This window comes from Pseudomonas asplenii, from assembly GCF_900105475.1.
In the GTDB taxonomy this organism is placed as follows: domain Bacteria; phylum Pseudomonadota; class Gammaproteobacteria; order Pseudomonadales; family Pseudomonadaceae; genus Aquipseudomonas; species Aquipseudomonas asplenii.
Genome location: NZ_LT629777.1, coordinates 3,650,018 through 3,671,168 on the forward strand (window position 1 = coordinate 3,650,018; position 21,151 = coordinate 3,671,168).

Genomic DNA, 21,151 nt, shown 5'->3' on the forward strand with positions numbered 1-21,151 from the left:
ACTCAGTGGAACAAAGTGAACAGGCCTTTGCCGCCCACCTTGTAGTTCAGGCCACGGCAGCGTTCGCCCTTGATCGCCGCGTCCGGGCCACCGACGATCGCATAGGCAGGGACCGGCTTGGACACCACGCACTGGCCGCCGACCACCGCGCCCTCGCCGATGTCGGCACCGAAGGACAGCAGTGCCCGGCTGGCGATCCAGGCGTAGTCACGGATATACACCGGGCCGCCCACGGCCCAGAACTCCGGCGCCTGGACATCATGCCCGCCCGCGATGATCAGCACGTGGGAGGCGATGGTCACGTGGTCGCCGATGATCAGCCCGCCCCTGGCATCCAGCTGGCAGTGCCAGCCGACCGTGCTGTCGTTGCCGATGCGCAGACTGTCGACGCCCAGCACCTCGGTGTTGCGCCAGACCGTCGAACCCTTGCCGATCTTCGCCCCGCCGATGCGCAGCCAGAGCAGGCGCAGGGTGTGGCTGGGGATCTTGCAGATGAGGATGTTGTAGGCCAGTTCCCACCAGCGCAGCAGGCGGTCGCGCAGCGTCGGCCAGTTGATGCCGTAGAGCGGAATCAATGCGCCCTTGAGTTCGCTGGCGAGCAGGGCATAGAAGCGCCGGGCCAGCGGTGGTTCGATGCGGGTTTCGATGTTCAGGTAACTGATGAAACACAGCACGTTACCCTTGAGCGGCTGCTCGAAGCAGACATCATTCTCCAGCATCCACTGATACGTAGCCTGCAACTCTTCCAGGCTGACGGCCATTTTTTGCGCGTATTCGGGCAGGGCCTCTCGCAGGTTCAACGAGTGCATCAGACGGTGTTTCATGGTTGGACTCCAGAAAGGCTCGAGGCTTTGGGCTTGAGGCGTCGGGCTTCGTGCAGGTTCAGGCCGAGCAACAGCCAGAACAGGGCGATCAGCACCTGGGTGAAACTGAAATAGTGGTCGAAGATACCGCTGAGCAGGGCGGCCATGAGACCTGCGGTGGTGCCGAGCCAGAGGGCGTTGTCAGCGCTCAGGCGGATGCTTTCCTGGTTGGGGCGGGTTTCCCGCCACCAGCTCCAGATCACCGTCACGAACAGCAGCATGCCGGGAATACCGAGCTTGTAGATGAAGTTCAGCCACAGGTTGGAGATCCCCCAGAGGCCGGTACCGGGCACCGGCGGTTCAGTCTTGAAGCCGATGCCGAAGGGGAACATCGCGACGGCCTGCGGGAAGTGCGAATACTCGTCGAAACGCACGCTGGTACTGGCGTCATTGGTGGAGAAGATGGTCAGCAGGCGATCCTGCAGCGGCGGATAGAACATCAGCAGCAGGGCGCCGAAGGCCGCGCCGGCCACCAACAGGCGGCCGGTATAGGGCACGCGCTTGCGGGCCAGCCAGACCAGCACCACGATCAGGCTCAGCAGCGCACCGCGCGAGCCGCTCAGCAGCAGGGCGACCGCGCCCAGGCCGGCAACGGCAAAACCCAGCATCCGTGGCCAGCTCTGGCGTGTCAGGCCGAAGCAGAACGCCAGGGGCATCAGCAGGGCCATGGCGCCGCCCGTGACGTTGGGGTGCATCCACGGCGAGCCCATGCGGTTGGCCATGGCGCTCAGGCTGTCGCCCAGTACCGTGATGCCGCCATAGCCCAGGCGTTCCAGGATCGGTGTCATGCTGGTGGCCGTGCCGTTCTTGAGGAACACCGGGATCGACAGCAGCAACATCAACAGGGTCCCGAGCAGCAGTCCGATCACTGCCTGTTCGCGCGCCCGAGGGGTATTGAGCAGGCGCGGCACCAGGAACAGCACCGAGAGATTGAGCAGCCAGCGAACCCAGTTCACCGGGCCGTTGCCTTCGGCGTTCACCGTCAACTGGCCGATGATGAACGGGAAGGCGCTGAACAGCATCAATGCCACCAGAAAGCGTTCGGTGCGTAGCAGTGGCGGCTTTGGCGGCAGGTTGTTGAACAGGCTCTGCACCAGCACGCTGCCCCAGACCAGCAGGATCAAGGCTTCGGACACCGTGGTGCGCAGGCCGATCTGGACCGTCGAGTAGGGCAGGAAAGTGGCGAGCACGGTGAACAGCAACAGACCCCAGAGCGGCTGACGGATGATCGTCACGATCCCGGCGATACCGAACAGCAGCACCAGCACCTTGACGGCCGGCAACAGCCAGACCAGGACACCGAAGACCAGGCTGAGCAGCAGGGCTATGGGCATCGCGATCGGCATTATCGCAGTTCCTCGAGCAATTGGTTGAAGCGTTCCCGGTACGCCGCCGTGGCGTACCGGGTGGCCCAGGCGCGCAAGACGGCGGGATCTTCGGCCGGGGCTTGGGCGAGGCCGAGCATCAGTGCGGTCAGCGCCGGGCTGTCGGTTGGCGAGAAGCGTGGGCTGTCCGGCGGGGTGATTTCATCCAGCGACGAGCCACTGGCGACCGCCACCGGCGTGCCGACGCTCAGGGCCTCGACCACCGGCAGACCGAAGCCTTCGGCGTAGGACGGCTGCCACAGGCGCTGCGCCTGTTGGTAGACCGCATGCAGTTGGGCATCGCTGATACCGCTGAGATAGTGCAGGCCCGGCAGGTGCCGTAGCGGCGAGGGCAGATGCTCGGGGACGCCGATCAGCACCAGCTCCGGCACCTGGTCCGATTGCTGGCGGGCGGTCTGCCAGGCGCTGACGAACCAGGGGATGTTCTTGCGCGGTTCGCGGGTGCCGACCACCAGCCAGTAGCGCGGCGGCAACTGCAGGTCGCTGATATCGGCCGGTTCGCCGCTGAAGCCCTCGACCAGATTGGGCAACACGCGGATCTTGTCGCGGGCTTGCGGGAACAGTTTGACCACTTCGTCGGCGGTGTACTGCGACGGGGTCCAGATCCGGTCGGCGACCTTGACCGAGTGACCGATCGACAGGCGGTCGGTGATGCGATAGACCCGCTCCTTGATGCGTGAACCGTGGCTGTTCTTCAGCGTCAGTTGGAACAGGTCGTGCAGTTGCAGCACATAGCGCATATCGGCCGGTTTGCGCCCCAGCGGCAGGCCCATGTTGAAGTTGCAGAGATAGATCTGCACCCCGGCCGCGCGCAGCGCGCCGGGCAGGAAGCCGGCTTCGAACTTCAGGCGCAGGGGCAGGCGGTGAATGGATTGCAGCGGTGCCTCCCAGCGCGGGCAATGAACGCGGCGCCGCAGCGGGTGGTCCTCCGGCGCTACGCCGAACAGTTGCAACTGTACCTCGGGATGGGCTCGCAGTGCCTCTTCCAGTGCCAGGTTCTGACGGCCGATGCCGGTTTGGGTGTAGCCCGCCGTCGGGCGGTAATCCAGTCCTATGCGCATACGGGCACTTCTTCTTTTTTGAGCTGTGGGAGTCGGGTGTAGACCGCTTCGAGCTGTGCGGCCGCCACGGACCAGTCGTGCTCGGCCTTGACGTAGGCGCGACCGGCCTCGGCGATCTGTTGCAGGCGCTCCGGTTGTGCGAGGGCGTCGGCGAGTAGCTGCACCAGGGCTTGCGGGTCTTCGCTGCCCAGGTAGTGGTGACCGTTCTCGACTTTCAGGCCCGAACTGCCCTGTTCGGTGGTCACCACCGGCAGGCCGGCGGCCATGGCTTCCAGCACCTTGAGCTTGGAACCGCCGCCCTGGCGCAATGGCGCAAAGAACACCGAGGCACGGCTTTGCAGGGTGCGCAGGTCGGGCACAAAACCTTGCCACTCGATGCGCGGATCGCTCCAGCGTTCGCGCCAGGCATCCGGCAGGCCGTAGCCGGCAATGGCGAAACGCACCTGGGGATTGAGCTGCCAGAGCGCCGGGAGAATTTCCTCCAGGGCCCACTCCACCGCGTCCAGGTTCGGGCTGTATTCGTAGTTGCCGATGAACAGCAGGCGTTGGGCGTGCAGGTCGGGCGTCACGCCGGCGTAATGGCCGGTGTCGACGCCGTTGACCACCACGGCCACCGGCTTGCCGGTCTGCTGGTGCAGGACGTCGGCATCGGCGCGGGTCACGGCGACCAGTTCGGTGGCCTGGCTGAATACTCGGGCTTCCCAGCGTCGATAGCGCCATTGGTCGTACAGGGTGAAGGGTTTCAACCAGCCCGGCAGGCGGTCGTAGCTGGCCGCGCCGAGGGCCGATTCGACGTTGTGTTCGGTGAGAATGAAATCGCGCCGGGCCTCGATCAGCGGCTGTTCGAACGGTTGGAAGCTGTAGCTGTGCTCGATCTGGATCACGTCCCAGTGCTCTTCCAGCAGGCTGCGAAACTGCTGTTGCAACGAGGGTGCCGAGCCGTTGACGGCGGCCAGCATCGGATAGGGCGAAAACAGCACCGTGGACAGGGTGCGCAGGCTACGCAGCGAACGCCGTGGCACCACGATCAGGCGCTCCAGGTGCGGCAGCAGGGTCTGGCGGGTGGCTTCGTCGAGCGCGCTCTTGGACTGCACCAGCAGGGTAATCCTGTGCCCACGGGCGGCCAGGCTGCGCAGCAGATGGAATTGTCGGGTCTTGCCGCCGCTGGTAGTGGGCCAGGGCAGGTAGGGCAGGGTCCAGAGTATCTTCATGGCGTCCACACCAACAGTTGCAGGCTGGTTTTCAGCGGGACGGTAACGGCTTGGGCATCGCTCAGGTCGGTACGGCTGCCGGACAGCGGGTCGAACAGAGCGGCCTTCGTCACCCCGGGCAGTTGCAGGCTGCGGCCGCTGGCGCTCCAGAACATCCAGACGCGGGCTCCGTCGTTGCGGGTCCAGGTGACACTGAACAGGTCGTCGGGGGCATTGCGCAGGCTGGGAGTATCGGCCGGTTGCAGTTTCGGGCCGGTCACCTCGAAGAAATTCTTCAGCGCCGTGTAGACCGGCTTGGGGTCACCATCGAGGTCGACCAGACCATAGAACTGGTCACGCGGAGTGGCCCGGGCGTCGAGGTCGCTGAGGTTGAACAGGAAGATCCGCTGGTAGTCCATGGCACTCATCAGCGCCAGGCGTCGCAGGGTGTAGTCCTGCTGGCCGGCGGTGCCGATCAGTGCCTGCATTTCCCGGGGGCCTTCGTAGCTTGACCAGCCCCATTCGGTGGCCCATACCTGGGAGACCCCGGCGCTGTGCAGGGATTGGTTGAGGCTATTGCCCTTGACGAGGAAGTCGCGGTCCTTGGCGCTGTCGCCTTCGGGCAGCTCGGAATAGGGGTGATAGGCGGCGATCAGGTTCTGGCTGGCCAGGCCCTGGCTCACCAGTTTGTCGAGCATCAGCCCCGGGGTGCTGTGCATCTGGCTGTAGTAGGCCAGCCCGGCGGTGGCTACCGGCTTGTTCGGCACCTTCGCGCGGATCGCCTGGGCGGTGGTGGTCAACAGCCGGTAGTAGGCGACCGGGTCTTCCTTGGGCAGCCAGATGATGTTCGGTTCGTTCCACACCTGCCAGGTGTTCACCTGGGGATAGCGTTCGGCCAGGGTCGCCATGCGGTTGGCGAACAGGTCGAAGTCCTTGGGCGGGTACTGGTCGATGCCGGTAGCGCCTTGCGGCGCACTGCTGGCGAAGGCCGGCGAGCCCACCAGGTAGGCAATGACGTTGTAGCGGTGGGCCTGCATCTGTTGCATCGCCGCGTCGAGGGTCGTGACGTCATAGACCCCCTGTTGCGGCTCGATCATTGGCCAGTGAATGGTCAGGCGTACCCAGTTCAGGCCCAGTTCGTCGAGGCGGCTCATCTGTTTCTGGTAGATGTCCGGCTCGAAATACTGGAACTGCACGTTGACCCCGAGGAAATCTTTCCACTCGATGGCCCGTGGTGCCTTGAGCAGGGTCTGGGAGGTGGGCTGGGCGTCGGTGGTCCGCCACTGCAAGGCGCTGATGACACCGGCCAGCATGGCCAACAGGGGGATCCAGACCAGCGGTTTACGCCACATGTTCATGCCCTCGACACGCCTGCTCGAACACCTGCAGGAAACGGTTGGCGGTCTGGCTCCAGACGCGCTGGTTGCCGATCATGCTGGCGTGTTCGGCCCAGCGGATCGCTCGTTCGGGCGTCGCACACAGATGACTGATCTCGGCCGCCAGGGCACTGACATTGCCTTGGGGAAAGATCACGCCGTTGCCGTGGGCGACCTCTTCGGCAAACGAGCGGGCGTCCGAGGTGATCACGCCGCGTCCGCAGGCGGCGGCCCAGGACAGCGCGCCGCTGGTGCCACGCAGTTGTCCCAGCAGTTTGAGTTTGCTCGACTCGCGGTAGGGCAACACCATCACGTGGTGTGCCTGGATCACCAGGGGAATGTCGGCGGCCGGCAGGTCGAGTTGCCAGTCGATGCTGTCCTGCAGGCCGAGCCGCTGGATGTGCTGGCGCAATTGATCGAGGTAGCTGCCGGCCGGGCCGAAGGCCATTTCCGGCTCGCTGCCACCGGCCAGGGTCAGGCGCAATTGCCCGCGCAGTGTCGGGTGTTGGGTGAAGGTCATCGCCAGGGCGTCGAGCAGGTCCTCGATGCCCTTGCCACGGTAGATAAAGCCGAAGTACAGCAGTTTCAGCGGCTCCAGCGGTGGCAGCGGTGCGGGGGCGATTGTCAGGTTGCCGTGGGGGATCACCGCCATCTGCTCGCCGCGCAGGCCCATGCGCTGGCGCAGGCAGTGGCTGCCCGATTGCGTCAGGGTGATCAGCCGGGTCAGGCTGCGGGCCAGTTGCCGTTCTTCATGCAGACACAGGGGATCGGCCAGTACCGTGGCCACTTGCGGTAGCGGCGACGGTAGTTTGCTGGCCAGCGACAGCGGCCAGGGCAGGCGCTCGCGGCGCCAGACCAGGCGCTCCGGATCATGGATGGTGGCCGTCAGCGGTAACCGCGCAAAGCGCGTGCGCAAGGCTTTCAGGGCATGGAATTCGGCGAGGCGGCCGCCGCCGATTTCCGCATGCACCAGATCGATCCCCTGCCAGTCGTAACCGGCCACCGCCTGAACCGCCTGCTGTGGATCGTTGCCCAGGCCGGCCAGTGGCGTGCTGACGCGCACACCCTGGCTTTCCAGGGCCGCCTTGAGATGGCCGGCATAATCGGCGATGCCATTCTGTTCCGGTGGCAGCGGGGCGAGCAGGGCGATATGCATCAGGGATGACTCCGCAACCGTGCCAGGGTGTGGAGGACCCGCTCCGGAATCTCGAAGCGCCGACGATTGAGGATGATGCCGTCGACTCGCTTGAATGCGGTGGTGAGGGTCGTCAGGGCATTTTCCAGAATCGGTACGGTGGTGCTTTCCGCTTCGATGATCAGGGTGATCAGGTCGGCCTGGCGCAGAATCACGAAGGCTTCCTGGTTGGAGAAGAAGGCGCCGGCGTTGAGCAGCACGATCTCCCCGGGTTGAGCGGGGCCGGAACCTTCGACACGCACGTTGTGACCGCGCTGGCGTAGCAGTTCACTGAGATGCTCGATGACGAAGCTGACCCCTTCGCCACGACGGGACGAGGTCAGGCCGATGGTCAGGCCATGTTCGGCGACCCGCTCCAGCGGCAGTACCCCGTATAGCCGGTACATGCTGGCGGTGAAGGCGGTGCGCCGCTGTGGCTGGCCGTCGCTGATGTCCTGCAGGCTGCTCCAGACCTTGACTCCGAAGCGCGACTCGATCTTGTCGCCGTCGTGGATGCGCTGGTCCAGCAGATAGAAGAAGTACAGCGCCAGCAGGCCGACTGCCAGGCTCAGCGGAATCGCCAGCAGGATCATGCTCAGGCTCTTGGGGAAGATCCGGCCCTCATTGAGGGTGGCCTGTTCGATCACCGCGATGTTGCTGATCCGGCTCTTGTCCAGTTCCCGGTCGATCCGCGCTTTCTCGGTGCTGTCGCTGTACAGCGCGAAGCTCTTCTCGGCGGCGTCGAGTTCGCGTTGCAGGCGCGCCATCTCGGGTTCGATGGCCAGGGCCTGGCGGCGGTCCTGTTCCAGTTGTTCAAGCTGGCTCTTCTGTTGCGCAGCCTGGGTCTGCAGGCGGCTGAGGCTGGCCTGCTGGTCGGCGAAGCTGTTTTGCAGACGGGTGTAGACCGGGTTCGGTGCCAGGTTGTCGGAGCGCTGGACCACCGCATTCTGCGACTTGAGCAGTTTCTCCAGATTGGCGATGGCGGTGTCCATGGCCTTCACCGGCGGTGCGCCTTCCTTGAAGGTGCGCAGCATTTCCTGGCGCTCGATCTGCTTGGAGTTGATCCGCTGTTGCAGGTCCTGGCGGTCGGGGTTGATGCTCATCTGCCGGCCGATACTGATCTCTTTGCGCATGCTGTTGAGCTGCGCCTGGATGCGCTCCAGGCCGCTGCGGGTCGAGGCCACGGCGCGGGTGGTGTTCAGGTGTTCGCCGCGCAGGTTGTTGAGGTTGCGCGAGATATCGTTCAGGCGCTCGCCGATGCTCACCGCGCCCAGTTCGTTGAGGTGCGTTTCGATTTTTTTCTTGTAGTCGAGGATGCGTGCCTGGGTCGCCTTGCTCTCGGCTTCATAGAAGGTGTAGAGACTTTTGCGCCCCAGGCTGCGGGTGCGCTCCTGTTCGTACTGTTCGATCCAGCTCTGGACGATGATCTGCGCCACCGCCGGATTGTTCCAGGTGAAGCTGATTTCCATGACCGAGGAGCCGGCGGCGTGGGTCACGTTGAAGTTCTTCAGCAACTGGTCGGCGAGGCGTTCGACCGGGGTCTGTTTTTCCACCAGCCCGAGCAGTTGCAGGAGCCCGCGACCGGCGTCGACCAGCGCTTGCAGGGTGCTCTTGACCAGGGTCTTCACACTGCCGAGGAAGCCTTCCTGTGGCGGTACCTTGGACAGTTCGTTGAGGTACTGTTCGGCCACCAGGCGGGCAATCGGGCGTCCGCTGAGCATGCGCTCCTCATCGAGGATCGGATCGCGCTGGGCACTGGGAATGATGGTCGCCTGGCGGTCGGAAATCTCGATCGGCAGGGTACTGGTGTCGCGGCCCGGCTTGACCAGCAGCAAGGCCGTGGATTCGTAGCGGTTGGGCAGCAGGAACGCACCCAGCAGGATGATGGCGAGCGTCACCAGGACGGTGATTTTCACTTCGCGCTTGAAGATGAAGAACAGGCGCAACAAATCGCGGAAGGAGCGGATATTGATCATGTCTGTTGTCCTTAACGATCAGTTGCTGTTTTCACGCAAGTTGTAGTTCACCCCGAAACCAATCGATTTCTGGAACGGAATCAGTTGGTTCAGGTACAGGTCGACCCACTCGATGCCATTGCCCACGTGGGACTTGGGCACGAACACCACGTCGCCGCGTTGCAGCAGCACCGGCGGCCGGTTGCTGACGCCGGCGAGCATGGTGTCGCGGTAGTCGAAGAAGTAGGTCTTGTAGCGGCCGTCGTCTTCCTGACGCAGCAGCGCGACGTTGCGGCTGTCACCCACCGGCAGCAGGCCGCCAGCACCGATCAGGGCCTGTTCCAGGGTGGTGGTGACGGTCACCGGCAGGTTGGCCGGGTTGCGCACCGAGCCGCCGACGAACACGGTATTGCCCGGCGCCGCGGAAATGTTCACGGTCAGGGCCGAGTCCTGGTAGATGTTCTTGAGCTTGTCCTGCAGAAACAGCGTCAGTTCCTGTGGAGTCAGGCCAGCGGCCTTGACGTTGCCGATGTAGGGGTAGGCGAAGCTGCCGTCGTTCATCACCGTGAACAACGTCAGCTCATAGATGGAGTTGGCGGTGAACGCCGAGATCGACGGCGCCTCGCCGGTGTTGCGCACGATACGCAAGGTATCGCCAGGCCGAATCCGTTGGGCAGGCAGGGGTTTGCCGGCCAATGCCTCGCCAGCCCTGTGACCTTCCTGCAGCACGTTTTTTTGCGGCAGCACCACTTTGGCCGGGATGCTGCAGGCGCTGAGTAATAGAACACTGAAGATCAGCAAGGGGGTTTTCATTGGTCGCTCTTCCTGTCGTGCATGTTTACAGCTTCCTGACGGGTTCGGTGGTACTGGACTGGCGGTGTTTCAGGACTTGGCGGTTTCGACGGGAACCCTTCCGTAGATATCGGTGAAACGCACAATGTCGTCCTCGCCCAGGTATTCGCCGCTCTGCACCTCGATCATCACCAGGTCGATCACCCCCGGATTGACCAGGCGATGGGTCTTGCCTGGCTTGATGAAGGTCGATTCATTGGTGTCGAGCAGGAATTCGTTCTCGCCGTTGGTGACCCGGGCCATGCCGCTGACGACGATCCAGTGTTCGCTGCGGTGGTGGTGCATCTGCAGCGACAGCGATGCGTCGGGCTTGACCACGATGCGCTTGATCTTGAAACGCTTGCCTTCCTCGAGCACGGTATAGGTGCCCCAGGGCCGGGTTACCGTGCGGTGCAGGCGATAGGCATCGTGGCCCTGGCGCTTGAGTTCCTGGGCGATGAGTTTCACGTCCTGGCTGCGCTTGCCATCGGCGATCAGCAGGGCGTCGGGCGTGTCGATGATGATCAGGTCCTTGAGACCGACACCACCGACCAGACGCTTGGGCGAATCGATGTAGCAGTTGCTCACATCGTGCAGCACGGTTTCGCCGTTGCACTGGTTGCCGTTGGCATCGGCCGGGCTCAGTTCGCGTACCGCCGCCCAGGAGCCGATATCGCTCCAGCCCAGCTGGCAGGGCACCACCGCGACCTTGTGGGAACGCTCCATCAACGCATAGTCGATGGAAATATCCGGTGCCAGGGCCAGGGTCTTGCTGTCGAGTTCCAGTTGCAGTTCCTGCTTGCCCTCGCGGCTATGGCTGTGGGCCAGGCATTCGGTCATGGTTGCCAGCACGTCCGGGGCATGTTCCTGCAGTTCGCGCAGTACCACGTCGGCGCGCATGCAGAACATGCCGGCGTTCCACAGGTGCAGGCCGCCGTCGAGATAGCCCTGGGCGGTGGCCGTGTCGGGCTTCTCGACGAAGCGCGCGATCTGGAAGCTGTCGTTGCCCAGGGACTGGCCTTTTTCGATATAGCCAAAGCCGGTTTCGGCCCGGGTCGGGATCAGGCCGAAGGTCACCAGCCAACCCTGGTCAGCCAGTTTGCGTGCGCTTTGCACCGCCTGGGCGAAGGCGTCCAGGTCCTTGATCAGATGGTCCGCCGGAAGTACCAGCAACTGTGCATCCTCGCCATAGAGGTGGGCGACATGCAGGGCGGCGGCGGCGATCGCCGGCGCGGTATTGCGACCGAAGGGTTCGAGGATGAAATCCAGGGCTGCCCCGGTCTTGTTCAGCAGACGGTAGTCATCGAGCGTGCGAAAGAACACCTCGCGGTTGGTCACGGTCAGCAGGCGCTGTACGTCCGCCAGACCGGTGGCCCGGCGGAAGGTTTTCTGCAGCAGGCTTTCGCCATCGGGCAGGCGCATGAACGGTTTGGGCATGGCTTCGCGGGACACTGGCCAGAGTCGGGTGCCGGCACCGCCAGCGATGATGCAGGGAATGAGCAGGCTCATGTCAGAAGGCCTCGCGAGTCAGGAGCACTGCCGGGACAGTGCGCAAAAGAATGTAGAGATCGAACCAGATCGACCAGTTCTCGATGTACTCCAGGTCGAACTCCACGCGTTTTTCGATTTTTTCCAGGGTGTCGGTTTCACCACGATACCCATTGATCTGCGCAAGCCCGGTGATCCCCGGCTTTACCCGATGGCGCGAGGTGTATTCCTTGACGGCTTCCTCGAACAGGATGCCGGCGGCCTTGGTCGCCGTGGCATGGGGGCGCGGACCGACCATCGACATGCTGCCGGCGAAGACATTGAACAGTTGGGGCAACTCGTCGAGGCTGGTCTTGCGGATGAAGCGTCCGACCCGGGTGATGCGCGGGTCGCCGCGGGTGGTCTGTTTCTCGGCGGTGGCGTCGGCCTGGTGTTGATGCATCGAGCGGAACTTGAACACTTCGATCAGTCGGTTGTTGTAGCCATAGCGTTTCTGCCGAAACAGCACCGGCCCTGGTGAGTCGAGTTTGATCGCCAGCGCCACCAGCAGCATGATCGGCGACAGCAGAATCAGCGCGAGGCTCGACAGCACCATGTCCTCCAGACGCTTGAACATCGGCGACCAGCCCCGCAGGGGCACCTCGGAGGCGTTGAACATCGGCAGGTTGGCGACTTCGGTGATGCGGTTGTGGGCATGCCGGAAGGCGATCATGTCCGGCACCAGCAACACATTGACCGGCAACCGGCGCAGTTCGCGAATGATGTAGTCCATGCGGTTTTCCGCCGACCAGGGCAGGGCCACCAGGACCTGGGTGACCTTCTCTTCGCGGATCAGCCGTTCCAGATCGTCGGAGTTGCCCAGCAGTGGCAGGTTGACCATGGTTTTCGGCAGTCGGCTGATGCGGTCGTCGATGAAACCGATCACCCCGGAGCGAATGTCCTGGTGTTGCGACAGATAGTCGGCCAGGCGCTGGCCGTTCTCGGTCGCGCCGAGAATCACTGCGTTCTGCAGGAAGATCCCGCGTTGCATCAATTGCTGGAACAACGCCAGCAGGATCAGCCGTTCGACGCCGAACAGCGTCAGGCTGGCGACGAACCAGACCAGCAGTTGGGTATTGTCCAGGTAGTTGAACAGTTGCAGGCCATGGTGCATGAACAGTAACAGGCAAAAGGCCGAGGACCAGGCGAAGAGGGTGATCTGAAAGCGCAGCAGGTTGCTGAAAATCGTCTCGGCATAGATCCCCAGCGCCTGGAAAATCAGCACACTGATAACGCCGAAGAACAGCAGGATGGTCAGATAACCTTCGGTGATTTGCGGGGTTTGTCCGCGCAGGTAAATCAGCATCAACAGACCGGGCAGAATAGCGGTCAGCCCGTGGACCAGGCGAATGCCGAACAAAAAGTACTCGACCATGCTCGGCCGAGTAAGCAGCATGCTGTCGACTGGCTGCAAGCGCATTGAGACCCCCTTCCCTTTCTACCATTGCAAAATGGCAACTACGAAACACTTCGGTAGGTAATTCCTATGGCAGCATTTCCAGGGCTTTTTTGCGCTGACCCCATCCCTGGCAGCTGGTTTTTTCACCGTCTGAAACTACAGGCGGCTGGCACATTGGCAGAGAAAAATCCTACTTTTTTCATGGATTTAACCTGCGTTTCTGTGCATATTTTTCCTCTTGTGAGCCTGACATGTGCTTGAGTAAAGCTCATGAAACTGTCGGTCGCTAATGGAATGACAGTCTGTAGCCAAAAAAAATTTCGCGGAGTCTGTTTTGTTGCCTGAGCCCGGCGTAGAGGGGGGCGGTGACGGCGAAGAAATAAATCGATGGGACGCAAGTCGTTTCCATTCGGTCGCGGTCCACATATCGCAAGGCCATCGACACAGGAGAAAACGCCGATGAGCGAGCGCAAGGCATTGCTGATTCTGCATGGCAAGCAGGCTCTCAACGAGGACGTCAGGGTAGCGGTCGAGGACAAGCGCCGAGAGGGCTGGGAGCTGGCCGTGCGTCTGACCTGGGAAGCGGGGGATGCGCAACGCCTGGTGCAGGAGGCGCTGGCGATGGGGTACCGGCAGTTGATCGCCGGCGGTGGCGACGGCACCTTGCGCGATATTGCCGAGGCACTCGCCGTGGCCGATACCCAGGCAAGCCTGGTGTTGATGCCGCTGGGGACCGCCAACGATTTTGCGCGCGCCGCCGGCGTGCCGCTGGAACCGGCCGCAGCGTTGCAGCTGTTGGACGCCCCGGCCCGGCCCATCGACCTTGGCGTGGTGGGGGAACAGGTATTTTTGAACATGGCCACGGGCGGTTTTGGCAGCCAGGTGACGGCCAATACGTCTGAAGACCTGAAAAAAGTGCTCGGTGGAGCGGCTTATCTGTTCACCGGGCTGACACGTTTCGGTGAGTTGCATGCAGCTTATGGCGAGTTGCAGGGCCCCGACTTCCATTGGCAGGGCGACCTGCTGGCGCTGGGTATCGGCAACGGGCGCCAGGCCGGTGGCGGGCATCTGCTGTGTCCGCAGGCGCTGGTCGATGACGGTCTGCTCGATATCAGCATCCTGCCCGCGCCGCAGGAGGTGGTCGGCACCTTGCGCCAGTTGATGAGCGATGGCTGGGGGCTGGACAACCTGTTCGTCCGGGCACGCCTGCCCTGGGTCGAGATCAAGGTCGCCGAGGGCCTGTACCTGAACCTCGACGGTGAACCCTTGGAGAGTGACAGCTTGCGTTTCGAGGCGCGTCCGGGCGCATTGCGGGTGCACCTGCCGACCGATTCGCCGCTGCTCAGTCGTCCAGGCTGATGATGCGTTCGCGAACCGCGAACAGCACCAGCCCCGCGACATCGAAAATCTGCAGGCGCTTCATGATCTGCGCGCGATGAGTCTCCACGGTCTTGACGCTAAGGCCCAGGCCGTTGGCGATTTCCCGGGTGGACTTGCCGCGTACGATCAACCTGAGGATTTCCAGTTGGCGTCCGGTCAGGTTGTGCGTCTGGGCCTGTGTCGGCGCCTGGCGTTGAGCCTGGGTCAGTGCCTGATTGATCACCGTGTGGGCAATTGCCGGGCTGAGGTAGCGTTCGTCGTTGCGCAAGGCATCCAGTGCCTGGGCCAGTTCGGTGGCGGTGGTGTCCTTGAGCAGGTAGCCATGGGCACCGACTTCCAGGGCCTGCATGATCAGTTGCGGATCGGTGTGCATCGACAGGATCAGTACCTTGCTGTGCGGGCGTACGGCCTGCAACTGGCGCAGGGCATCGAGCCCGCCGATATCGCGCATCGACAGGTCGAGCAGGATGATATCCGGGTTCAGTCGTTCGACGGCTTCGAGCAACTGGGTGCCATCGCTGGCTTCGCCAATCACGGCATAGCCCGGAATTTCCAGCACCAGGGCGCGTACACCGGCCCTGATCAGTGAGTGGTCATCCACCAGAAGTAAATTGCAGGTCATGGAACCTTATTCGTACTGGCTCGTTCGAGGGCGCGGGGGGCCCAGGGAAGAAGGGCTTCGATTTGTGTACCTTTGCCGGGTGCGCTGGTGACTGTCAATCGGCCGCCCAACTGTTCGGCGCGTTCAGCCATGCCGGCCATGCCACGTTGGCCCTGTTCAGCCGGATTGGCCGCTGGGGAAAAGCCCTGGCCGTCATCGGCGATGTACAGCGACAGACCTTCAGGCAGGCGCTTGAGGCGTATCAGCAGGTTGCCGGCCTTGGCATGGCGCAGGACGTTGGTGACGGCTTCCTGTGTCACGCGGAACGCGGTCACCGCCATTTCCTCGGACAACCCTGCCAGTTGCTGATGACATTCCAGGCTCCAGTGCAGCGAGGTGTTGCCCAGGGTCTTGAGCAGATGCGCGCGCAAGCTGGCTTCCAGGCCCAGGCTACTCAACTGGCGTGGATTGAGGATAGCCGAGACGTCGCGCACCTTCGCCAGGGTTTCGTCCAGGGTATTGTTCAGGTCCGTGCAGTGGCTGTGCAGATCTTCCGGTAGGCGTCCCCGCAACCACTGGGTCTGCAGCTTGGCGGCGGTCAGCAGTTGGCCGATGTCGTCGTGCAGTTCGCGGCTCAGGCGGTGCCGCTCATTCTCCTGCACCTGCAGCAGTCGATCGGCCAGTTCCTGGGGCTGGAAGTTGATCGAGGTTTTCGCGTCGTGATGCTGCAACCAGAGGCAGGCCAGGGTGGCAAGGTTGAGCAACAGCAATCCCAGGGACGCAGACGAGCCTCTGACATAGAACACCAGGCTGGTGATGGCCGAGGCAATGCAAAGCAGGACGGTCAGCCGACGAGCATTCTTTCGTGAGGAGAGCCAAGGCTTTAGTGACTTGAGGCTGGCGTACATAGCGTGTGGAGCCAATGAGTGTCCGGTACGGAGAGTCTGAACGTAACCGCTGACAGGACTCTGTTGGAAAAACGGTTACGGTTCAATGTTCATATACAGCTGGATATAGTGATAGCTGGCTAAGTGCTAGTATCTTTGTTGAACCTGGTAGGGATCACAGGCAATTCATTTTACCATCAAGTGCATAAGCAAACGGCCAGCATAGTAGCACTTGGTTTAAGGTTGGTCGTCCCTGTTTATATATGTCCGAGTGGTCAGTTTTTTTGTGCGAAGCTGATGGAAATCAGGTGGTTGGCGTTTAGAAAGTCGTTTGTTTTTGAAGTCCTCGCCGTTTAACACATTATTCTTTCTATACTAAGAAAGCTTGCTCAAAACACCCAAAGTTGTTCATTAGTTGATCTTGTCATCTTGCTCATGGGCTGGTTTGCACACAGGGTGTGTGCGGGTATCGGGTACGGATGCCTATGTCAGGGCCAAGGGTCAGGCGCAGGGCCCGGGAAAGGTGATCAGCGTGAAGGCCTTCGACTCGGCGAGCAGACTGGTGGACAGTTCAGTCTGTGCCGCCAGGGCGGCAATCAGTTCGGCCTGTTCGCTATCGTCGAGGCCCAGTTGGCCGGTGTGTGGGTCGATCAGTTCCAGTTGCCAGGCCAGCAGTGTCAGGCAGTTCTGCAGAGCGTGCAACGCTCCGTCGTGAAGGTTGAGCGGAGTGGGTGCGTGCGTCAAAACGTCGTGAATATGTCTCGAAAAGCTCGCCATGCAGCGCACGCCGAGTACATCGGCACGTCCACCGAGCTTATGCAGGGCGCCGAGCAGGCAATCGATGGCATCCTGGTCGTTACGGATCAGCGCCAGATGCAGGCAACATTCGCGCATCTTCGCTTGCAGGGCCTCTGCTTCCACCAGAAATTGCGGCAGGTGGGTCTGCCGTTCTTTACCGTTCAGCATGCTTTATCTCCATGAAACATCGGCAGGCGATAGAAGGTCGCGCTTGGCGAACGGCGGTAAGTTAATGTCGGCCCACAGGGAGTGTCTGTAGTCTGTTTCCGATTGTGTCGGTGTTGACCGATTGCACGGGAGTATCAGACACAGGCAGACGATGTTCGAGAAGGTCGTTCGCGACGATTGCAAAAACCGCTGAAAAGGGCCGATCCAGAGCGCTTTAACCAGAGCTTTGAGGTCTCTTGTCTGGCTTTGTGGCCACCGTCCCGCGATTGAAAGCAAAAGCCCGACTCCATTCATTTTGTGAGAATGGCGTCACATTAATGGCTATTGGATATTGCGAATATCAGGTTGTGCCTGATTGTTACTAGGGGATTCCCCTATAGAGGGGAACAAAAGGAAGATCCGGTGGTCGCCTTGCGCGAGGCGGAGCCAGTCCAGACAGTGCACTCAGTAAAGCATGATGTTATTGTGACATCAACTGTTTTGCGGATGTTACGCAAGAGGGTCAAGGTCTGGTGGATTCGGCCGATAACTCTTTCAATGAAGTTTTTTTGTATCAACGCCTCTGGAGTGATTGATGGCCGGCATTCTCGACACGGTAGACCAACGTACACAACTGGTGGGCGAGAATCGTCTGGAGATTCTCATGTTCCGCCTGGCGGGTCGTCAGTTGTTCGCAATCAACGTGTTCAAGGTGCAGGAAGTCCTGCAACTGCCCAAACTGACCCTCATGCCTCAGCGTCATCCCTTTGTCTGTGGGGTCGTCAACCTGCGAGGGCAGACCTTGCCGGTGATCGATCTGTCCCAGGCGATCGGCATGCGACCGCTGGTTCCCGGACCGGACAGCACCATTATCGTCACCGAGTACAACCGTTCGGTGCAGGCGTTCCTGGTCGGTGGCGTGGACCGCATCGTCAACATGAACTGGGACGCGATCATGCCGCCGCCGACCAGTGCCGGGCGTCAGCATTACCTGACGGCGATCAGCAAGGTTGATGACCAGTTGGTGGAAATCATCGACGTGGAAAAGGTTCTCGCCGAAATCGTGCCGTACAACGCCAAGGTTTCCCGGGAAAAACTCGAAGATCCGGTGATGGAGCATGCTCGCGGGCGCGAAGTGCTGCTGGTCGACGACTCGAAGGTGGCCTTGTCGCAGTTGCGCGATACCCTGGGCCAGTTGGGGGTGAAGTTGCACATCGCCAGCGATGGCTTGAAGGCGCTGAACATGCTCAAGGGTTGGGCCGATTCCGGTGCGGTGATGACCGACAAGTTGCTGATGGTGTTCACCGATGCCGAGATGCCGGAGATGGATGGTTATCGCCTGACGACCGAGATCCGCAACGACCCACGTCTGCGTGGCCTCTATGTGGTGCTGCATACGTCGCTGTCCGGCAGTTTCAACGAAGCGATGGTGAAGAAGGTCGGTTGCGACAACTTCCTTTCCAAGTTCCAGCCGGACAAGCTCGTCGACGTGGTTCGTCAGCGCCTGCTGCTGGATCATCCCGAGGCCTGATGCCGCTTCACGGGGCAGGTGCAATGCCTGCTCCGCTGCCGGTCGTCGTGATGTGATCTTTGACTGTGCGAACGGCTGGTGTAGGGTGATCTTTTATCCCGGAGCCGATCCCCATGATGCGTCTGAGTGCGCTGTATCGTTATCCCGTCAAGTCCGCGAAGGGCGAACCGCTGTCACAGGTCACGCTCGATGCGTTGGGGCTGACGGGGGATCGGCGCTGGATGATAGTGGACCAGGACAGCGGCCGTTTCCTGACCCAGCGTGCCGTGGCCAGCATGAGCCAGTTGTCGGCCTTGTGGAATACAACTGGTGGTCTGACCTTGAGCGCCCGCGGGTATTCGGCGCTGGATGTGGCAGTGCCCTCGGCCGATGAATCATTGCGCGGCGTGAGCATCTGGAACGACACCTTGCGTGTGCCGGATGCTGGCGACGAAGCTGCGGCCTGGTTGAGCGAGTTCATCGGCAAATCGGTGCGCCTGGTTCATGTGCCGCTGGAGCGGGCGCGGATCACCCAGGCCGGTTATGGCAAGGAAGATGATCGCGTGGCGTTTGCCGATGGTTTTCCGTTGCTGCTGATTGGCCAGGCATCGCTGGACGATCTTTCCCACAGGGTCGGCCGTCCGCTGGAGATGCTGCGGTTTCGACCCAACCTGGTCATCGAGGGCAGTGCGGCGTTTGCCGAGGACCAGTGGAAGCGGATCCGCATTGGCGAAGTCGAGTTCCGACTGGTCAAGCCCTGCTCGCGGTGCATCCTGACCACAATCGACCCGCAGTCCGGGCAGCGCAGTGATGACCGTGAGCCACTGACTACGCTCAAGACCTATCGGCAGCAGGGCGGGGATGTGCTGTTCGGGCAGAACCTGGTCAATGATGGCGTGGGTCGGTTGGAAGTGGGGATGCCGGTGACGGTTCTGGAATGACCCACTGAACCGTGCGGAAGGCTCCCCCTCCAGGGATCACTGGTCGTCGAAGAAACGTTCGTTCCAGTCCACCAGTGTCTGCGGCGCGTTGAGTTTCTGGCCGTAGATCACCGCATACGACAGCACGTTCTGCACGTATTGGCGCGTCTCGTCGAACGGAATGCTTTCCACCCAGACATCGAAACTCAGGTGGTTCGCGCCCTTGAGCCACTGCCGTACCCGGCCCGGGCCTGCGTTATAGGCGGCGGTGGCGAGCACGCGGTTGCCGTTGAACTGACTCTGCACCTGGCTCAGGTAGGCGGCGCCCAACTGGACGTTCTTGTCCGGATCCAGCACCTGCTGCGGCGAGGCCAGCGGGATGCTGAACTTGCGTGCGGTTTCCTTGGCGGTGCCGGGCATCAGTTGCATCAGGCCGGTGGCGCCGGCGTTGGAGCGGGCGTCGTCCATGAAGGCACTTTCCTGGCGGGTAATTGCAAATACCCAGCTCGAATGCAGGCCGCGTACCTGGGCCTCGCGCACCAGCGTGTCGCGGTGGGCCATGGGGAAGCGGATGTCCAGATCGTCCCAGTACTGTGCCTGGCTGATGGTGCGGATTGCCGGGAAATACCACTTCAGGTCGTAGGCCAGCTTGGCCTGGGCGACCATTTCGTCGCGGCTGAGGTGGCGGCTGGCGTGGTACCACTCGCGGCGACCGTCGACGATCTGGCCGCGATCGTGCAGTTCCAGGGCCCGGCGTATGCCGGGCGTGTTGCGAACCTTGTTGATCAACTGCTGGCTGAGTACCAGCGGCCGGTTGGTGAGCTGGTAGGGGGTCTGCGCGCGATCGGCGGCGAGGAATCCGTAGAAGTCGCGTTCGCGGGCGACACTCTTGAGCAGCACCTGCGCCTGCGGGTTCTGCGGTTGGGCCAGCTCCAGGCTGCGGGCCTGCCAGTAGCGCCAGCGGTTGGTCGTGGCCAGGTCCTGGGGCAGGCGGCGGGTCAACTGATAGGCGTCTTCCCAGCGACCCAGGCGCAGCAGCAGGCGCAGGCGCCATTCGGTGACGGTGTTGTCGCGCAGTTCCGGATCGTACTGGGTCATGATGTCCAGGGCGCGACCGTCGTAACGGCGGGCCAGGGTCAGGCCGATTTCGCGGGCGATGGACACTTTCTCGTCACGGGAGAAGCGCATGCTCGCGGCGTAACCGTCGAGCAGCGCCATGGCCTTGTCCGGGTCCTGGCGTGCCAGGCGGCGCAGGCCCAGGCCAACCACGTCGGACATCGCCTCATCCGCCGGCACGAAGCGTTCCGGCTGGCTCAGCAGATCGGGTTTCTGCGCCACCTCGATCATCATCCTGCCTTGCGGGCCGAGGGTGGTGAGGCCCTTGACGAGTGCCGTGGCCAATCCGTAGTTGCGGGCCTCGGCGGCCAGCTTGACGCGCTGCCAGCGTTTTTGTTCGGTCAGTTGGCCTTGTGCTGCCCAGCTGTCGAACAAGGCGTCGCAGGCGCTGGGTTGGGTCTTGCCGGTCAGCCAGAGTTTTTCCGCCGTGGCGTAGCCCTCGGCGAGCAGGTTGTGGCTGAGCTGGTACTGGCCGTTGAGGCAGTCCAGTTCGGTGAAGTTCAGTTTCGGGTCGTAGTACTTGACGAAGGGCGCCCATTCACCGCGCTCGGCGAGCCAGCGCAACCAGCGCAGTTTCATCCAGTTGGCCTGGGGCAGGTCGCCATGTTCGGCCAGGAACTGCTCGATTTCGGCGTTGCTGGCGGTCTTCAGTCGAGCGGTCAGCTCGTCGTAGGCCAGGTAGGGCTCCAGCGGATAGCTCAGCAGGGCACTGCGATTCTGGAAGTAGGGGCCTGAATCGCCCTTGGCCAGGGCACGCTTGGCGTCATCGTAGAGTTGACGTTGCTGGGCGAGGTCGGCGGCCTGGGCAGCATGAACGGCGCAGGTGGAAAAAAGCAGGCACGATAAAAAGTTGAAAAGACGGCTGCGCATGAGACTTCCGGGCAAAAAAACAGACAAGCGCCGGCAAGACCGGCGCTGATTGTCGGGTAGCTTAGCCTTTTGCCGGCGCGGGGCGAAAGTTTTGCCGGCCCTCGTACGCAACTTGATACCAAATGTCATCTGAATGGGCATCGCAGGCTTCGACCACCGGC

17 protein-coding genes are annotated in these 21,151 nt (G+C 62.2%); 3 read left to right on the plus strand and 14 right to left on the minus strand.

The window, feature by feature from the left end; genetic code table 11:
• Window positions 1-2: 2 nt before the first annotated feature.
• The 10 genes from BLU37_RS16795 to BLU37_RS16840 all read right to left on the minus strand — a co-directional run bounded on the left by BLU37_RS16795 (window position 3) and on the right by BLU37_RS16840 (window position 12,782).
• Window positions 3-824, minus strand: a complete 822-nt coding sequence (locus BLU37_RS16795) for an acyltransferase (protein ID WP_010449660.1) — start codon at window positions 822-824, stop codon at window positions 3-5.
• Window positions 821-2,209 carry an O-antigen ligase family protein gene (locus tag BLU37_RS16800; RefSeq protein WP_090206760.1) on the minus strand — a complete coding sequence of 463 codons (1,389 nt, stop codon included), beginning with the start codon at window positions 2,207-2,209 and terminating at the stop codon, window positions 821-823. The genes BLU37_RS16795 and BLU37_RS16800 overlap by 4 nt, the downstream gene beginning before the upstream one ends.
• Complete coding sequence (locus tag BLU37_RS16805) at window positions 2,209-3,309, minus strand: glycosyltransferase family 4 protein (protein WP_090206763.1); 1,101 nt, start codon at window positions 3,307-3,309, stop codon at window positions 2,209-2,211. Before BLU37_RS16805 ends, BLU37_RS16800 begins: the two co-directional genes overlap by 1 nt.
• A complete protein-coding gene (locus tag BLU37_RS16810) occupies window positions 3,300-4,520 on the minus strand; it encodes a glycosyltransferase family 4 protein (RefSeq protein ID WP_010449653.1) in 1,221 nt (406 codons plus the stop codon). The genes BLU37_RS16805 and BLU37_RS16810 overlap by 10 nt, the downstream gene beginning before the upstream one ends.
• Window positions 4,517-5,851 carry a beta-galactosidase gene (locus BLU37_RS16815; RefSeq protein WP_408003678.1) on the minus strand — a complete coding sequence of 445 codons (1,335 nt, stop codon included), beginning with the start codon at window positions 5,849-5,851 and terminating at the stop codon, window positions 4,517-4,519. The genes BLU37_RS16810 and BLU37_RS16815 overlap by 4 nt, the downstream gene beginning before the upstream one ends.
• On the minus strand, window positions 5,841-7,031 hold the full coding sequence (locus BLU37_RS16820) for a glycosyltransferase (RefSeq protein ID WP_010449647.1): 1,191 nt from the start codon (window positions 7,029-7,031) through the stop codon (window positions 5,841-5,843). The genes BLU37_RS16815 and BLU37_RS16820 overlap by 11 nt, the downstream gene beginning before the upstream one ends.
• Window positions 7,031-9,025, minus strand: coding sequence for a GumC family protein (locus BLU37_RS16825; protein ID WP_090206770.1), 1,995 nt, complete (start codon window positions 9,023-9,025; stop codon window positions 7,031-7,033). The genes BLU37_RS16820 and BLU37_RS16825 overlap by 1 nt, the downstream gene beginning before the upstream one ends.
• Before the next feature lie 18 nt (window positions 9,026-9,043).
• Complete coding sequence (locus BLU37_RS16830) at window positions 9,044-9,817, minus strand: polysaccharide biosynthesis/export family protein (protein ID WP_090206773.1); 774 nt, start codon at window positions 9,815-9,817, stop codon at window positions 9,044-9,046.
• A gap of 69 nt (window positions 9,818-9,886) precedes the next feature.
• Entirely contained in the window at window positions 9,887-11,344 is a 1,458-nt protein-coding gene (locus tag BLU37_RS16835; RefSeq protein WP_090206775.1) for a mannose-1-phosphate guanylyltransferase/mannose-6-phosphate isomerase, read from the minus strand.
• 1 nt (window position 11,345) lies between these two features.
• A complete protein-coding gene (locus tag BLU37_RS16840; protein ID WP_010449639.1) occupies window positions 11,346-12,782 on the minus strand; it encodes an undecaprenyl-phosphate glucose phosphotransferase in 1,437 nt (478 codons plus the stop codon).
• A 438-nt stretch (window positions 12,783-13,220) separates the two neighbouring features.
• Between BLU37_RS16840 and yegS the strand changes: the two genes are divergently transcribed.
• Window positions 13,221-14,120, plus strand: a complete 900-nt coding sequence (yegS, locus tag BLU37_RS16845) for a lipid kinase YegS (RefSeq protein ID WP_019362014.1) — start codon at window positions 13,221-13,223, stop codon at window positions 14,118-14,120.
• On the opposite strand, the gene BLU37_RS16850 is transcribed toward yegS, so the two are convergent.
• From BLU37_RS16850 to BLU37_RS16860, 3 genes are all read right to left on the minus strand, one after another.
• On the minus strand, window positions 14,104-14,763 hold the full coding sequence (locus tag BLU37_RS16850) for a response regulator (protein WP_010449636.1): 660 nt from the start codon (window positions 14,761-14,763) through the stop codon (window positions 14,104-14,106). The genes yegS and BLU37_RS16850 overlap by 17 nt on opposite strands.
• Window positions 14,760-15,650, minus strand: a complete 891-nt coding sequence (locus tag BLU37_RS16855) for a sensor histidine kinase (RefSeq protein ID WP_090206778.1) — start codon at window positions 15,648-15,650, stop codon at window positions 14,760-14,762. The genes BLU37_RS16850 and BLU37_RS16855 overlap by 4 nt, the downstream gene beginning before the upstream one ends.
• A 480-nt stretch (window positions 15,651-16,130) precedes the next feature.
• Entirely contained in the window at window positions 16,131-16,595 is a 465-nt protein-coding gene (locus BLU37_RS16860) for a hypothetical protein (protein WP_090206780.1), read from the minus strand.
• A 574-nt stretch (window positions 16,596-17,169) separates the two neighbouring features.
• Here BLU37_RS16860 and BLU37_RS16865 point away from each other — a divergent pair.
• Window positions 17,170-18,105, plus strand: a complete 936-nt coding sequence (locus BLU37_RS16865; RefSeq protein ID WP_010449630.1) for a chemotaxis protein CheV — start codon at window positions 17,170-17,172, stop codon at window positions 18,103-18,105.
• Between the two features lie 113 nt (window positions 18,106-18,218).
• Window positions 18,219-19,025 (plus strand): MOSC domain-containing protein, encoded by an 807-nt coding sequence (locus tag BLU37_RS16870; protein ID WP_090206783.1) that lies wholly within the window; start codon window positions 18,219-18,221, stop codon window positions 19,023-19,025.
• 36 nt (window positions 19,026-19,061) lie between these two features.
• Here the strand turns inward: BLU37_RS16870 and BLU37_RS16875 are convergent, their stop codons facing one another.
• Window positions 19,062-20,990: a transglycosylase SLT domain-containing protein gene (locus tag BLU37_RS16875; RefSeq protein ID WP_090206786.1), complete on the minus strand. Its 1,929-nt coding sequence runs from the start codon at window positions 20,988-20,990 to the stop codon at window positions 19,062-19,064.
• Window positions 20,991-21,151 lie beyond the last annotated feature (161 nt).